Source organism: Gluconobacter sp. OJB (genome assembly GCF_039638275.1).
GTDB lineage: Bacteria > Pseudomonadota > Alphaproteobacteria > Acetobacterales > Acetobacteraceae > Gluconobacter > Gluconobacter cerevisiae.
This window is the reverse complement of the sequence record NZ_JBDIWH010000003.1, coordinates 89,495-103,065: the sequence shown is the minus strand read 5'-3', so window position 1 is coordinate 103,065 and position 13,571 is coordinate 89,495. Positions and strand designations below refer to the sequence as shown.

Below are 13,571 nucleotides of genomic sequence, written 5' to 3'. Positions count from 1 at the left end.
GCCGCTATAAGACCAAGCGGGGGCGACTCACACCGCTGGCGAGGCGGCTCTGGTCATCATGATCCGGCTCTCGCGAAGCGCCTGCTCCGCGTGAGACACGGAGGCCGTGTTTTGCGCCAGCAGCTCTTCTATCTGCCGGTCCAGTTCCTTCAGCCTCGGTCCCGCTGTCTTCTGCACCGCGATCGCCTGAACCCGGTCCGCGACCTCGCGCCCGTAGTCCCGGCCCTCCTGCGCCATCTCCTCCTGCATCTTGCCGAGACGGATCAGTTCCTGAACGTGCTTCTCCCGTTCCTCCTGGGACGTAAAAGGCAGATCCATGCCAAGCGCCTTATAAGGCTTGTTGGACATGCCCTTGGCCACATGGTTCCACAGATCGTCACTGGTGATTTCGGTCGTGTCGCCAAGTGCCCGGCCATTACGCACGGCCTCGAACGTGGCGCCGTCCGAGATCATCGTCCAGGTCGTGCCCTTGGCGCGGCTCTCCGCCACGTAGGACGTGAACCCGGTTGCCGTCGCGACACCTCGCGGAAGCGCGTTGATATGTTCGTCAGACGTGAGGCCCTGGGCGGCATCAATGGTCATGGCATGACCGAAGCCAAGCAGGATCCGGCCGGTCTTGTGATCCTTCAGCCGACGCCACTCAACATCTGCCTCCCGACCATCCTTCATCCGGACGCGCAGGCCGTCCTTGCCGTGAGAGACAACCTCCACGACATCGCCGTTGTTGCCAACGGTGGTCCCCTTCCCTTCGACCGCCCCCCAGGTGCGCCGGAACAGGCGCAACCTGTCCCCGGCCGCAACCTGAAGCTCGTAGGCCTCGCCGCGCTGATCGACCGCATCGAGCTTGACCTCATCGCGGGAGATCTCCCCACGCTCCTGCAGGATCCTGCGGACGGCGCGGCTGAGATCGGCCGCGTCCTGATTGGTCAGGGCCGACATGCTGATGCCACGCGTTGAACCGGACGCGGCCAGGGCGTCGCGGCGTGTGACATACAGCTCGGCAATCTGTTGCAGCACTTCGTCCTGATCGCCGCCGACCAGCCGGATCGTGCCATCCTCTCGCTTCATGTCGATCGCGCGGCGCACCTCTTCGAGGTGAAAGGCGTTGCGGGGATCGTCCGAGTTTTCCTCGTCCCTGTTGGCGTAGGCGGCCTTCCCTTTGGGTCGAAGCGCTTCCAGCGCATCCGCATCGGGTTTCTCGCCACGGAACAGTCCGGCAATCTCACGATTGCGGGCGGTCGTCTGGCGGACCGTGGACAGCAATTCCGGCATGTCTTCCTTGGCCAGAACCCTACGCAGGATCTCGACGGTATCACCGGCTTCAATGGACTGCGCCTGCTCCCGATCCCCGAGGGCCTTGATGGTACAGCCGCTCGCTCGCTGAAGTTCCAGAAGCTGAAGCATCTGGCGCGGTGCGATCTGCCCGACCTCGTCAATGACCAGCACCGTGTTCTCGTCCACCGTCTGCTCGCCTTTCTCAAGACGGCTGAGGAACGGCATCATGGCGTAACGCTGATGGATGCCGGCATCGCCAAGCGCATCGGCCTGACGCCAGGCCGTTGCAAGGCCGATCATTTCACGGCCCTTCTCCGAAAACCGGGTATCGCGCTTCCAGGCATCCACAAGCGGCTGAAGCAGCGTTGTCTTACCGGAGCCGGCAACGCCCGTGAGCATCGAGATCTTTCCGGCCTTCCCCAGGGCATAGATTGCCGCCTTCTGGGACTGGCCGTGCTCGTTGTCAAAATCGAGGTCGCAGCGCTCGATGGCCTCGGTGAGTTGGGCATCCGAAAGGGAAGCGCTGCGATCCGCCGAGGCCCGCACAGCTTCTTTGGCGAGCGTCTCTTCGACCCGGATCTGGGCGGTGTTGGTCACGCGGACCCGATCATTCTTTACGCACGACACAAGGCTGACCTGCTCGCCCCGGACCTCAAGGCCCTTGTCCTCGATCAGTTTGACGACCTGATCAATGTCCTCAATGCCACCTGAGATCCCAGCGCCGATGAGGCCGCGTGCCGCATACATCCGCAGTTTGTCGTGATCGAGCACGGCAGCCGTCTCGAACTCCTTGCCAAGGTGCCTGGCCGCAAACGCATAGGCCTGCTCGTGTCGCTCGGCGACCGTGAGCGCAGGAGCCTCGGCTGTATCGAGAACGCTGTGATGCTCCCACCCGATCTCGCCGGCGCGCTCGCGCCAGGCCTGAACGTCGTCGGCGGACTCATTCTTCTTCTGCCGGTGCGCCAGACTGGCGGCTTTGAGCATCTTGTTCTTCAGCTCGGCCGTCATGGCGTTCCAGTCATGACCTTCTTTCTCGGCATAGGCTCGCGCGGCCCGTGTCACCTCGGCCGTGCGGCTGGAGAACGCGTCGCAGGCCTCCTGCGGGACGGCGGAAATAACAGTCGCCTGCTCTTTGGCGTCGTAGGACTGCGCAATCCCGAGTTTGCGCAGCTCATCCGCCAGCTCCGCCTGGAAGAAGGCTCCGAACTCGTGGACGCGGGACCGCAGGCGCTTCGTATCCAGCGACCCCACATGGCCGCTGTCGGTGACAACGACATTGTAGAGCGAATTATGGATGTGCATCTGCGGATCGCCCCCGGTCGGAGCCTCGCGCAGGTAGGTCGTATCGGTCTCGGCATCATGCAGGGTCAGGGTCGGTCGAGACGTGCGGTGCCGGTAGGACGTCCAGGCGACCTCCCCAGCCTCTTCTCCGTCTTCCCCGCCATGGCCGCGTCGGGCAAAGCCCAGCTCACGGGCCACATACTGCATGGTCGCGTCATTGGCCCGCTGCACTGCGTTCCAGATGGCGGCCCCTTCGGCCTGTGTTGGCGCGAACTCGGCAGCCAGCGTGACCGATTTGTGCGGGGCCATGGTCAGGTCGTAGGCGCTGATCTTCCGCTTGGCCTGAGACCATTGCTCGCCATTGTCGGCGCGCTTGCCTTCAAACAGGGCCGCAAGTGTTTCGGTCGTCGGCATGGCACGCCGATCCACGCCGAGCACGTCCGCCATCTTCTGGCTCATGCCCGGATTGAACGAGGCCCGACCATCCCGGCCGAGGTAGTAGTTCGTGAGGCGCTGACCATCTCCGTCAGGCACCTTGCCGGTGTCCGTGCGAAAATCGTGCTCCGGATCCGGCGCGCCCTCGGTGAAGTAGGCGGCCACGAACCGGCCGTTACATTCCGCCGAGATCTTGCGGAAGGTCATCATGACGGGCGGCCGTCCTCTGCTTTCGGGCGAACCTTGCGGCCTTCAAGCAGATCGTTGTTGCGGGCGGTCGTATGGTCGATGCGCCTGATGACCGGCTCCTGATCCTTCATCAGCTCGACCAGGCGCGCGAGAATATCATCCAGTGTCGGGCCGTCACCTTTCTCCGAGGGGGTCAGAAGCTCAATCAGGATACTCAGCTTTTCGCTGATGAACCGGATCTCTTCTCCCTGCTCGTCAGAGCGCGCGAGAAGATGCTGAAGAAGCTCCCGATCCGAAACATCGGTCTCGGGAGCGCGGTCGGGGGTCTGGGTCTGATCTGTCATGAGGGCAGGATAGAAAGCCCTCATGCGACTGAGATCATTTCGTCAAAGCGTCAGGCCGTTCCCTCTCCTTCTGTGCGGTGGTTGCCGCCTGCGTCACCCATTGCGCCAGTCGAGTGCTCAGAGAGATGGCCTGATCAAGCTGTTGGCCGCAGGAGTTTTCGGTCACGGCCTTGTTCATGATGACGTCCTCGGTTCGGAAGTTCCGCCACAGGGATCCGACGAGTTGGGCAGAACTCACCAACGCCTGCACATCGGCCTGATCAACCTCGACAAGGATTTCGTCCAGATCACGGGCTTCAACATGCAAAGGCCGATCCGGCAAACTCAGAACCATATACCGGCCCGGTAGGCGACGCATTGCCTGAAGGCGCTTAAGGTCAGCGGGGTCCACTGATTGACCTCCCGCGATCGCCAGTTCCACTCCTGGGCGTGAATAAAATCCATTCCGCCTGATGCTCGGGAGAACTTCTTTGGTAATCCAGCGACGAAAGGCGACCGCAAGCGGAAGCTGTGACTTGATCAGGAAGTGATAGAGACCGCTCTCGCTAACAACGATCTGATTTTGAATCCTACCTGAGGATGGTAGCGCGATCGTCCGCTTTTCGTCGTCATCAAGCCCACGAGCTGCAACGGCAGGCGAGCTGTGTGCGATAGCTTCACACACCTCCAGCATCCGAAACCAGACTTCGCCATCTTTTACGAAAGTCTGAAGAGTTGTGTCGTTGAAACGGAACTGCGCGGCTTCGACGTAGTCCACATCAGCGACGAGGGGGGGCGATATAGCTTTCTGCTTTCTTGGCACGTCAGACTCCTGTTGAGGGGTTCCACCTCCCGATGAGACGGACTGGTATTCCTCTTTCGAAAGCCATGATGACCGCTTGATCTGCGACTGCACCGAGAGACCGAAGCGCCGCTTTCAAACACGGTGAGGTCTATCAGATTGATACACCTACCCCTCTTCTTTCTCCCTGCGCGGCGAAGCCGTCCGCACCAACGGTGCAATGGTCTATGAAGAAGCTCTTTTCTTTGCCTCATAGTTGCCTCGTTAATTCTCAATCTCGCCTCGTAGTCGCTTCGAGAACGCCTCGAAATCGCTTCGTAGATGCCTCGTAGTCGCCTCTATGACGCCTCGAACTTGACACGGAGATGCCTCGCCTGCGAAAGAGGTTCGATACACCAGAGGCCGTGAAAACGGCGCAGCGTGAGAGGTGTGTCCGAAATGGACACAAAGCGGGGGCGAAAGTGAGCATGTCCAAGGCACTGAGAGAGATCCAGGAGGCACACAAGACACGCCCCGCTCAGCCGCATTCGAAAGCCGTCTATCAGTGGTTGAGAAATAATCAGGACATCGTGTCTGAACTTCGCGATGCGAAGATCGCCACCTGGGAGATGATCGCCAAAGCTGCGAGAAAAGATGGTGTGGAGGTCGAGCTCTCTCCGGTTGGACTTGGGGCCATCAGAAAAATGTGGTCCCGCCTCAAGAGCGAGCGAGAGAGAATCACAGTCGGAAAACCGGCAAACGACACACCCGATCAGACGCCAGAACCGCCGAGCCGAACCCCGGCAGACTGGCGGCCTGCCGCAGTAGAAGAGTATTACGCGGAACGTGAGGAAAGACCCGTCGCGCCACGACCTGCCGACACGCCACGGGTGCCCGCCATTTCAGTCGCCGTAACGCCATCGCCCTCCAGAGACGCCGACCCGCATACGAACATTTCTGCTGAGGGCCGCCAGTCTCTGGAGCACATCAGGGCAAAGCTTCGGGCACGTAAGGAAGAGAAGAGAAGGCTCACGCCAGACTGATTTTTTTTGCGCGGCAGGGTTAAGTCGCAGACTGGCCCCGCACTATGGCGTCCGAAAGAGGAAGAGAAGCCCACCTCACAGTGAGGGGGCTGCCTCATCAGGAGCCGACCATCCATGACCAAGGATATTGCCGCCAAAGCCGCTACGAGCGCTGCCGACCAGAAGGCAGCCCCCAAGCGCAAGCCGGTTATTTTTACGATCATTGGCCGCCAGCGGGTCGGGAAAACGACCCTGCTCAACGCTCTGGCTCAGACGATCCACGAGCAGGGCGGCACCCCCGAGATCTGGAACACCGACCTGCTGAACCGGTCGCACTCCATTTCCAGTTTCCATGATGCGAAAAGCCCCACAGGCGGTGACACGAAACGTCAGCGGAAATGGCTGGAAGAGAAGATCCAGTCTCTCATGGAAAGTCGCCATGACGCCATTCTCGACATCGGCGGCGGATGGACAGCGCTGCATGAGTTAATCCGCACGGAATCACTGACACGCGCCCTCGATATGATGGGCATCACGCTCTCTGTGGCTTTCCTCATCGGCCATGAACGCGCAGATCTCGATTATCTGGAAGACCTCCAGACGAACAAGAAGTTCTCTCCCCGGAACGCCGCAGTCATTCTCAACGAAGGCCTCATTCCTCCTTCTCTGGACGTGGATGATGTCTTCGAAGAAGTTGCCATTCATCCCGCAGTTGTCGAGGCCATGGACAACGGCGCAAAGCTCGTCCTCTATCCGGCTGCCGAGCCCATGAAGGACGTCTGTGACCGAACGCTCACGTTTCGTGCGTATGCCGAGGGCGAGCAAAAGGAAGGCTTCCCAACCAGCTCGATCTTCGACCGTCTCGCGATTGACCGGTGGTACCGCCGTGATTTCCCTGTCTTCCTGCGAGAGCTAGGCGCGCCTCGCCTGCCAGACATGCCTAAGGGCCTCCCTGTTCCGGCCGAAAGTGACGTGTGATGTCTGACGGCCTTACCCAGAGGATTTCTGACTGTCAGGCCAGATTTGAAAGCTCACTGGATGCGCTACGCGAGCAGACGCATCGTTGGACGCTCCGGCCACGTTCACCTGAGGCCAAGGTTCTGGATGGCCTCATGATCCTGATGGAGATGAACAATCTTCATCAGGACCTCCTTACTAAGGACCGTGAACACTCAGAGGCCGCGCATAGAGCGCTGTTTCAAGAGGCCGAGACACGAATGGAGCAGTGCGTTGCCAAGTGCGAGAGCCTGCTGGATCAATGCACGCGCTCGGCAACAGAGGAGGTTATTGAAGTCAGGCGGGCGCTTCACGAAGGCGTGGCAGCCTCTCGCCAGCTCCAGAAGATCGACGAAAAGACCGTCAAGGCAAAGGTCGCGGAAGTCCTTGGAACCGTCAAAGGCGAAATCGCCGAAAGCATGAAAGCGCAGATCGTGATGGCGGGCACTCGTGTTCGACGGGACGAAATCAGCAAGCGGGCCGGATGGTTCGCCACCATGATCGTGGGCGGAACCGTCTTCGGAATTATCCTCGATCACCTGATTTAGGTGTGTCCAAAACGGACACACCACCTCGGGCCAATAAGCGCTGTTCAGACAATACTCAAAGTCGCAGACTACGGGCGGATACTGACCACCCCAACACAGGAGTGCTCAATGCCGCCGCCCTTCAAACAATCCTTTTTGATTACAGGTCTGGCTTTCTCGGCCGGACTTGGCCTCAGCGGTTCGTGCCAGGCGCAGTCGATTGAAGTGCCGAACGGCCTCCCGGAAGTCCCGCATGTCGTCTATCCGGAAGTCGGCCTGCCGAACTTTACGGTACCGGCCGGGACCGTCCAGCAGATCGGCGGAGACGGGAAAGTGATTCAGACCACGCAGCCCGTCTCAACCGGATCGGATTCATTGCAAACGCTCTATAGCCGCTCATGGGGCTATCAGGCCGCTGACAACGCATCTTCCCTCGGCGTTAATCCGGCTGCTCTGGCGGCGACGTGTCAGGTAGAATCCGGCTGTCAGAATGTCTATACGGCCACCGGGTCCGGGCACACCATCACAGGCGCGTTTCAGATGGCAAATGGTACTTACAGCGAGGAAATGAGCAAGGCTCTGGCATCGAACCCCGGCCTCGCGAGTACCATTACATCAGGAACGGCAGGGCAGCAGGACCCAGCCACACAGGCGGTCGCAGCGGCTCAGTATATGAAAGAGGAAGCTATGACCTTGCAGGCGCAAGGAATTAGCAATCCGACCGCGCTGGATACGAGAGCGATGTATAATTTTGGAAGTCATGCTGGGGCTCAAGTCGCACAAGCCGATGATAGCTCGATGATGTCAGATTTCATTTCCTCGACCGCCATGAGCAACAACAACATCTCGTCAGGAACCACCGTCGGCGAGTGGCGGCAGAGCACGGCGAACAAGATGGGGACCGGGGCAAGTGCTCCCGTACTCCAGAGTTAAGTGACAGAAGACAGAGAACTGGATACCCAATCACTATGAAACATAAACTTCTCGCTCTGGCAGTCTTGGCGGCGTCTTATTCCTTCAGCGCTTCCGCATCGCCGAACAAGCCTGTCAGCCCCCTATCCGGCTATAAGTGCCTGACTCTCAACGCGACAGATGCGCAGATGATGGATCCGAACTTCTCCATCCCATTCCGCCAAAACCCGTCCGACCAGTCACCTGTAGTGGCCCCGGCAACCACGCTCGTTCCTGTGAACACAGCCGTCGAGCCTGTTAACGGTTACTATCAGACGGTGAACCTAGCGCGGAAGACCATGTGGATCTCGGCCAAGTGGTTGCAGCCCTATTCTAATGTTCATCCTGGCCGGACTTGCACGCCATACGTCATGACCAACGGAAGCGTTGGCTTCGTCTTCGCAAACAAATAAAAAAGGCAGCCTCCGGGCTGCCTTTTTCGTATCCCCTGAGCCTGGACGTGGAGACACCGGAACCCACCACGTCGCGGGCAATGTCACCCGGCTTTGCGGATCTCGGCGAGAATGGGATCGGCCTTTCTCTGCCGGGGACAGGGATGGGCCACATGGGCCGCTTCCAGATCCAGTAACCATAAAGACAGATCAGCCGGAAGAGAGGACGTGCCCTCCAGGCAGCGCCGGAACTGGTTGCGGTGCATGTCGCATTTCTCGGCGGCCTGACGCTCGGACCATCCGATCCGGAACAGGGCAAGAGACAGGCGCGGCCCGGTCAGGCGCTTCGGGCGGCTATCGAGAGGGGAAAGGCTCTTCGTCATAAGAGCATCCTGCCGCCGCGTTCTGCGACTGAACGTAAAAAAACGCGCCTTAAAAACACGCCACCAGATAGGCCGCAAAGCCCGGAAAACCTTGCCATTTCTCGCAAAAACTGCTAATTTCCTCTTATGAGTTCAGCCAAGACCCTTTTCGCTCCGACGCCTTTTTCCGCCCTTTCGGATGAAGAGCGCGCGCGCCGTCAGGATGCGGTCGAATGGACCCTCGCGGCCCAGAGACGGCAGGGCTACACGCATGATCCCCTTATCGAGGCTGCCTGCCAGTCTTTCGTCGCGGGACAGATCGACCTCGCCGAACTGGGGCGGAGACTGAATCCCGCCCTCTGACGCGTCAATGCCTCCTGCCCACGGCTACACCTACCCGAATGTCTCGGATGATCCTGACCAGACGGACGTTCTGCGAAATCGTCTCGGCCTGCGCCGCCATTCCGAGCTTCACCCCGAAGAGTACCGCCGCACCAGTCACAGGATTCTGGAAATCCGGATGGGTCTGGGGCCGTCCGGCTCTTTCGATGCCGACCACCTGAAGGCCATCCATCGGCATATCTTTCAGGACGTCTATGAGTGGGCCGGTCACATGCGCCACGAAAGGCCGGTCGTGGACGGAGCACGGGTCGAACCGATCGGCTCCATGCGGAAAGGGTCAACAACCTTCCTCCCCGGCTCCCATATCGACATGGGGCTAAACGAGGCCTTCAAGCCCATCCGCAACCCGGATGTGCTGAAGAACTCCACGCCGGAGCAGTTCGCGGCCGTCGCCGGAAAGGTTCTAAACGAACTCAATTATGTCCACCCGTACAGGGAGGGCAACGGCCGAACGCAGGACGCGTTCATCGCGGAACTCGGCCGTCATTACGGGCATAACGTGGACCTTTCCGTCATCACAAGAGCCCGCATGGTGTCCGCGTCCATTGCCGGCACGCAGGATCCGGATCACCCTGCTATGGCGGCCTTGCTGACAGATGCCACCGATCCCGCCCGCGCGCGTGCTCTGAAAGAGCTGATGCAGGACATGGGCTCTGGCCCTGCCGCAAGGCCGCTGGATGACCTCGTCATCCGCACGGCCGCACCTGGGGAAACGGTCTCGGGGATCTTCAAGACACGGACCAGCCTCTCCGGTGCGTTTGAAACGCCTGACGGGATCGTGGCGGTGCCTGTCGCGGATCTGCGAAACGCTGTCCGACAGGATGGCGGATACACTGTCATCGTGCAGTCCGATTTTTTGACGGCCTCTGCTGCTCCAACGCTTCGGCCCGTGCCGCGTCCGGTCATTCCGGCTGTCTTCGGGCCTGCGGAAGAGAAGCGCGAAAGGGCGCTCCTGGCGCAGGCCAAGGAAGAAGGCCGCAAGGCCGCCGCCTCTCTTCATGCGTTCTGGTCGGCCCCGCCGTCCCTCGTCTGCCGCGACATCGAGGCCGCGATCCGCCAGGAGGGCGGCGATGCAGCACAGGCCTTCACCGGCATGAAGACCGGAGGCCGTCATGCGGCGCTCGGGAAAGAGATCGAAAAAGAACTGCGCCACAATCCCACCTTCGCGCGCGAGCTAGGCAAGGTGCAGAAGGACATGGCTGCCTATGGCGACAGTCGGGAAAAGGTCCTTGCGTTTGGCGCCGCTCACGGTCGGGAAACAGACATCCTGACAGACCTGGCCGGGACGGATCGGGAGATCGCCCGCCATGCCAGCCGGACTCCCACCTCTGAACCGGGCCGCGCCCTGATTCAGACCCTGACCGGCCAGCCCGCCCTAAACGCCAACGAAAACCCTACAGGCCGCCCGTCTCTTTCGTCTGCCCGAACACCCGGCCCCGGCTGATCGCCCCCTGTTTTCCTAGACCCATCCTGCCCGTGCGGCGAGCACACTGACGGTGACGAGAGTGGAACGACGGTGGCGTTTTCCTGAGCCCATCCTGCCACCGGCCAAGACGGGCGACGGGACAGGCCGTCAAGCCCGGAGCGTCCCGAGCAAGGGGGCAGGCCTGCGGCTGATGCGGGGTCGCGTGCGGCCCTGCAGCAGACGCGGGCCTGACACCTGCCGGCGAGGGTCGCGCAGTGGCTTTACGGACTGGCACGGCGACTGTCACACTGAACGCTGGATGCGAGGCCGCCGTCGTGGAACGTGCCTCCCCGGACGGTCCGCAGGACTGGCCGGAGAGGTTGAGGAGCCGTCTCACGAACCGATCCCCCAGACCAGGACCGTCCGACGTTGGAAAAAGACGCGGGCAAGCCGTTACCCGGAAGGGCCGAGACGCAGGGGCCAGACGCCCGACCAAGGGCGGCTGGACCCTGTGGCTCGGTGGAGCTTGGCGACGCAGGAGCCTAGCGGAATAGAGCGCGCGAACCCTTCAGGGCCGCCCGGTTAAAGGAGCCGTTCTCGGATGATTTTTCCGGTCATCTCGATGGACTCATTGCTGTTGAGGCCACCAGCACTGGTCAGATGCGGGACCACGGCGAGAGGTGTCTCTCCGGGATAGAGCCTGATCCGCTTTGTGTGGTTTCCAACCTTGAACTCGGCGAGTTCACACTTGATTTCTGGCTCAGATGCGATGCTCACGAAATCTCGCTCGTGTGTTACGCCGACGCCAATAAACAGTTTTGGTCTATGCTCCTTGACCTGCGCTCTCATTGTCTTGAAGCAAACATTTCTGACATATGCGATGTAATCGGCCTTGCTTGCGAAGCCTGTGCGCGCCTGCGCTTCAGCGGACCATGTATCGACGGTCAGGCAGTTTTCCGGGAAGAGGTTTGTGAGCATGTAGCCGCAGTCTGGAGACGCGAAAATGCTTCTTTCTTTTGCAAACTCGAAGGCTTCGCTGATGGGATAACCCTCGATGCAACAGAGCAGCTTGTGGGCTTTTCGATTGTATCCTCCGGGGTATCCCCATTGCTTTTCGACTGAAAAACCTTCTTCCGCGACCAGGGCAGGATTTATATTTTCGGAGTCACCAAATTCAATGCCACAGAGCCAGGTGGAAGGCTTTTCAGCGCTTCCAATATCTCCCGGCCCGTCAAACCGGTAGTCGTCCAGCCTCATCGTGTGACCTTTAACGAACGACGCATTTCTTGAAAGCATTATGGCCTCTCTGGAAGTAACTTCGTTCGAGACTAGGAAACCGCGTTAAGGGAGGCAATTCCACGCTTGCCTCTTTCGGTTGCCTTGGCGCAGCCCCCCTGTGGGGGGCGAGCACTTGGGGGCAAAACACTTCGCGCCGACGAGGCGCGTCCGCCTTCCTGGAAAAAACGACGGGAAAAAGAAAAGGGCGGACGGGAGAAGAGGCCGAGGGCAGAGCCGAGGCCGTCAGCGCGGCCCCGGTGAGTGGCCGGACCTGCTGGCCCGGCCTGTGGGGGTTAGAGAACGGCCCCCCATTGTGCGGCGCGGACGTTCTCGGTGAGGCTGCGGGCGTTGTCCTTGACGTAAGGCTTCCAGTCTTCCCCGATCAGTTCGCGGTAGGCGTCACATGCGCCCTGAGCCATGACGGCGAGCGCGTAAGCCTTGGGGGCCTGCTGTGCAGCGAAACGGACGGCCCGATCTACGCGGTTTTCCCCGCCGTCGATGCCTTGGCGGTCTTCGTCGCGGCTTTCGTTGCTGAAAGAGTTCTGTTCGTCGCGGGCAATCTGCCGCTTGTTCTCGTAGAAGTTGGCGGCCCCATAGGCAGAGCGGATCAGGCCGTCCACGATGCGGCCAAGGTGCATTTCCATAGCCTTGAAATTGCGCTCGCCCCGGAAGTCTGTGACGACAAGCACATCCTCAAGAAGCGTGTACTGGTCCCGGATCATGCTTAGACCGGCCCCCATCAGCTCGTCATAGTCGCCAGCCTCGAAACCGAAATGCTGAACAATGGCGGCGATCTTGTCATCGTTGGGGGCAAGGCGCATGACGTCTGCCAGCGTGGGAGCGGCAATGGTCTTGGTGCGCTCGCGGGCTTCGTTGAAACGGCGGACGGCGGCGGGGCTGGCCTTGTTTGCAGCCTTGCGGTTCTGGGCCTTCGGTGCGATTGTGGTTGCTGCGTCGGACATGAAACTACCTTTTCTAGTCTAGCGAAGTCCCGGCTTGGTGTTACAGCACTAACCGGGGCGCTTTGTCTTGAGGGTCAATCCCTCTCGACAAGTAAAAGATAGCCTTTCCGGCCTTTCATGACAAGAGAAAAAGCGCGGAAAACCGCCATAAAACGCGATTTATTTTTGCAGGACAAGTAAAAAGATTTCTTGATTACTTCATGAATACCTGTCGTTTTCCTAGACCCATCCTGCCCGTGCGGCGAGCACACTGACGGCGACGAGAGTGGAACGACGGTGGCGTTTTCCTGAGCCCATCCTGCCACTGGCCAAGACGGGCGACGGGACAGGCCGTCAAGCCCGGAGCGTCCTGAGCAAGGGGGGCAGGTTTGCGGCTGATGCGGGGTCGCGTGCGGCCCTGCAGCAGACGCGGGCCTGACACCTGCCGCCGAGGGTCGCGCAGTGGCTTTACGGACTGGCACGGCGACTGTCAGACTGAACGCTGGATGCGAGGCCGCCGTCGTGGAACGTGCCTCCCCGGACGGTCCGCAGGACTGGCCGGGGAGGTTGAGGAGCCGTCTCACGAACCGATCACCCACACCAGGACCGTCCGTCATCGGAAAAGGATGCGGGTGAACCGTTACCCGGAAGGGCCGAGACGCAGGGGCCAGACGCCCGACCAAGGGCGGCTGGACCCTGTGGCTCGGTGGAGCTTGGCGACGCAGGAGCCTAGCGGAATAGGGTGAACGAACCCGTCAGGGCCGCCCCGATCCTTCTTTTGCTTTTTCTACTGACGGCCCTGATTTCTGCGTGAAGAGTCCCGCGTGAGGAAGAACGCGGCAAACCCGACGGCAAGCACGAGCAGACCTCCCCTGATGGGATGCAGAAAGCCCTGCCAGATCAGAAGAAGAATGGCGAGCTGAATACTCAGCGCACCGATGCGGATGACTGTTTGTCGTGACATGGGGCCAGTCTAGTCTTTTTCTCTGTCCTGGCGCAGCCCCCCTGTGG

Annotated in this window: 15 protein-coding genes; 8 read left to right on the top strand and 7 right to left on the bottom strand. The window is 60.4% G+C overall.

The annotated features are described in order from the left end of the window. Window positions 1–27 precede the first annotated feature (27 nt). From mobF to ABDK74_RS14570, 3 genes are read right to left on the bottom strand one after another with little or no spacing between them, the layout of a single operon-like run. Window positions 28–3,201: a MobF family relaxase gene (gene mobF / locus ABDK74_RS14580; protein ID WP_346004411.1), complete on the bottom strand. Its 3,174-nt coding sequence runs from the start codon at window positions 3,199–3,201 to the stop codon at window positions 28–30. After that, complete coding sequence (locus ABDK74_RS14575; protein ID WP_346004410.1) at window positions 3,198–3,548, bottom strand: hypothetical protein; 351 nt, start codon at window positions 3,546–3,548, stop codon at window positions 3,198–3,200. Before ABDK74_RS14575 ends, mobF begins: the two co-directional genes overlap by 4 nt. 10 nt (window positions 3,549–3,558) lie before the next feature. Beyond that, window positions 3,559–4,326, bottom strand: coding sequence for a BRO family protein (locus ABDK74_RS14570; protein ID WP_346004409.1), 768 nt, complete (start codon window positions 4,324–4,326; stop codon window positions 3,559–3,561). Window positions 4,327–4,772: 446 nt separating this feature from the next. Between ABDK74_RS14570 and ABDK74_RS14565 the strand changes: the two genes are divergently transcribed. The 5 genes from ABDK74_RS14565 (at window position 4,773) to ABDK74_RS14545 (ending at window position 8,193) form a co-directional block, all read left to right on the top strand. Beyond that, window positions 4,773–5,327 carry a hypothetical protein gene (locus ABDK74_RS14565; protein WP_194260277.1) on the top strand — a complete coding sequence of 185 codons (555 nt, stop codon included), beginning with the start codon at window positions 4,773–4,775 and terminating at the stop codon, window positions 5,325–5,327. 114 nt (window positions 5,328–5,441) lie between these two features. After that, window positions 5,442–6,284, top strand: a complete 843-nt coding sequence (locus ABDK74_RS14560; protein ID WP_346004408.1) for an FAD-binding oxidoreductase — start codon at window positions 5,442–5,444, stop codon at window positions 6,282–6,284. Next, window positions 6,284–6,850: a hypothetical protein gene (locus ABDK74_RS14555; protein ID WP_062501820.1), complete on the top strand. Its 567-nt coding sequence runs from the start codon at window positions 6,284–6,286 to the stop codon at window positions 6,848–6,850. The genes ABDK74_RS14560 and ABDK74_RS14555 overlap by 1 nt, the downstream gene beginning before the upstream one ends. A gap of 108 nt (window positions 6,851–6,958) precedes the next feature. After that, entirely contained in the window at window positions 6,959–7,762 is an 804-nt protein-coding gene (locus ABDK74_RS14550; RefSeq protein WP_346004407.1) for a hypothetical protein, read from the top strand. A gap of 35 nt (window positions 7,763–7,797) precedes the next feature. Next, entirely contained in the window at window positions 7,798–8,193 is a 396-nt protein-coding gene (locus ABDK74_RS14545) for a hypothetical protein (protein WP_061507385.1), read from the top strand. Between the two features lie 83 nt (window positions 8,194–8,276). Here ABDK74_RS14545 and ABDK74_RS14540 read toward each other — a convergent pair whose 3' ends face one another. Continuing rightward, window positions 8,277–8,555 (bottom strand): hypothetical protein, encoded by a 279-nt coding sequence (locus ABDK74_RS14540; RefSeq protein WP_194255986.1) that lies wholly within the window; start codon window positions 8,553–8,555, stop codon window positions 8,277–8,279. A gap of 126 nt (window positions 8,556–8,681) precedes the next feature. On the opposite strand from ABDK74_RS14540, the gene ABDK74_RS14535 reads away from it, so the two are divergent. Both ABDK74_RS14535 and ABDK74_RS14530 read left to right on the top strand, forming a co-directional pair. Continuing rightward, window positions 8,682–8,897, top strand: coding sequence for an antitoxin VbhA family protein (locus ABDK74_RS14535; protein WP_061489988.1), 216 nt, complete (start codon window positions 8,682–8,684; stop codon window positions 8,895–8,897). 7 nt (window positions 8,898–8,904) lie between these two features. Then, window positions 8,905–10,380, top strand: coding sequence for a Fic family protein (locus ABDK74_RS14530; RefSeq protein WP_346004406.1), 1,476 nt, complete (start codon window positions 8,905–8,907; stop codon window positions 10,378–10,380). A 543-nt stretch (window positions 10,381–10,923) separates the two neighbouring features. Here ABDK74_RS14530 and ABDK74_RS14525 read toward each other — a convergent pair. Next, window positions 10,924–11,598 (bottom strand): hypothetical protein, encoded by a 675-nt coding sequence (locus ABDK74_RS14525; RefSeq protein ID WP_346004405.1) that lies wholly within the window; start codon window positions 11,596–11,598, stop codon window positions 10,924–10,926. 314 nt (window positions 11,599–11,912) lie between these two features. Beyond that, the gene (locus tag ABDK74_RS14520; RefSeq protein ID WP_346004404.1) at window positions 11,913–12,581 is read right to left on the bottom strand and encodes a hypothetical protein; all 669 of its coding nucleotides are present in this window, start codon (window positions 12,579–12,581) and stop codon (window positions 11,913–11,915) included. Between the two features lie 265 nt (window positions 12,582–12,846). Between ABDK74_RS14520 and ABDK74_RS14515 the strand changes: the two genes are divergently transcribed. After that, window positions 12,847–12,999 carry a hypothetical protein gene (locus tag ABDK74_RS14515; protein ID WP_264815041.1) on the top strand — a complete coding sequence of 51 codons (153 nt, stop codon included), beginning with the start codon at window positions 12,847–12,849 and terminating at the stop codon, window positions 12,997–12,999. Between the two features lie 348 nt (window positions 13,000–13,347). Here the strand turns inward: ABDK74_RS14515 and ABDK74_RS14510 are convergent, their stop codons facing one another. Continuing rightward, window positions 13,348–13,524, bottom strand: a complete 177-nt coding sequence (locus ABDK74_RS14510; RefSeq protein WP_346004403.1) for a hypothetical protein — start codon at window positions 13,522–13,524, stop codon at window positions 13,348–13,350. Between the last annotated feature and the right edge of the window lie 47 nt (window positions 13,525–13,571).

Excerpts from the sequence above, each read along its gene's own strand:
- ABDK74_RS14545 (WP_061507385.1), top strand. The coding sequence starts at position 7,798 with ATGAAACATAAACTTCTCGCTCTGGCAGTCTTGGCGGCGTCTTATTCC.
- mobF (WP_346004411.1), bottom strand. The coding sequence starts at position 3,201 with ATGATGACCTTCCGCAAGATCTCGGCGGAATGTAACGGCCGGTTCGTG.
- ABDK74_RS14525 (WP_346004405.1), bottom strand. The coding sequence starts at position 11,598 with ATGAGGCTGGACGACTACCGGTTTGACGGGCCGGGAGATATTGGAAGC.
- ABDK74_RS14520 (WP_346004404.1), bottom strand. The coding sequence starts at position 12,581 with ATGTCCGACGCAGCAACCACAATCGCACCGAAGGCCCAGAACCGCAAG.
- ABDK74_RS14565 (WP_194260277.1), top strand. The coding sequence starts at position 4,773 with ATGTCCAAGGCACTGAGAGAGATCCAGGAGGCACACAAGACACGCCCC.
- ABDK74_RS14530 (WP_346004406.1), top strand. The coding sequence starts at position 8,905 with ATGCCTCCTGCCCACGGCTACACCTACCCGAATGTCTCGGATGATCCT.
- ABDK74_RS14510 (WP_346004403.1), bottom strand. The coding sequence starts at position 13,524 with ATGTCACGACAAACAGTCATCCGCATCGGTGCGCTGAGTATTCAGCTC.
- ABDK74_RS14575 (WP_346004410.1), bottom strand. The coding sequence starts at position 3,548 with ATGAGGGCTTTCTATCCTGCCCTCATGACAGATCAGACCCAGACCCCC.
- ABDK74_RS14555 (WP_062501820.1), top strand. The coding sequence starts at position 6,284 with ATGTCTGACGGCCTTACCCAGAGGATTTCTGACTGTCAGGCCAGATTT.
- ABDK74_RS14540 (WP_194255986.1), bottom strand. The coding sequence starts at position 8,555 with ATGACGAAGAGCCTTTCCCCTCTCGATAGCCGCCCGAAGCGCCTGACC.
- ABDK74_RS14550 (WP_346004407.1), top strand. The coding sequence starts at position 6,959 with ATGCCGCCGCCCTTCAAACAATCCTTTTTGATTACAGGTCTGGCTTTC.
- ABDK74_RS14560 (WP_346004408.1), top strand. The coding sequence starts at position 5,442 with ATGACCAAGGATATTGCCGCCAAAGCCGCTACGAGCGCTGCCGACCAG.
- ABDK74_RS14535 (WP_061489988.1), top strand. The coding sequence starts at position 8,682 with ATGAGTTCAGCCAAGACCCTTTTCGCTCCGACGCCTTTTTCCGCCCTT.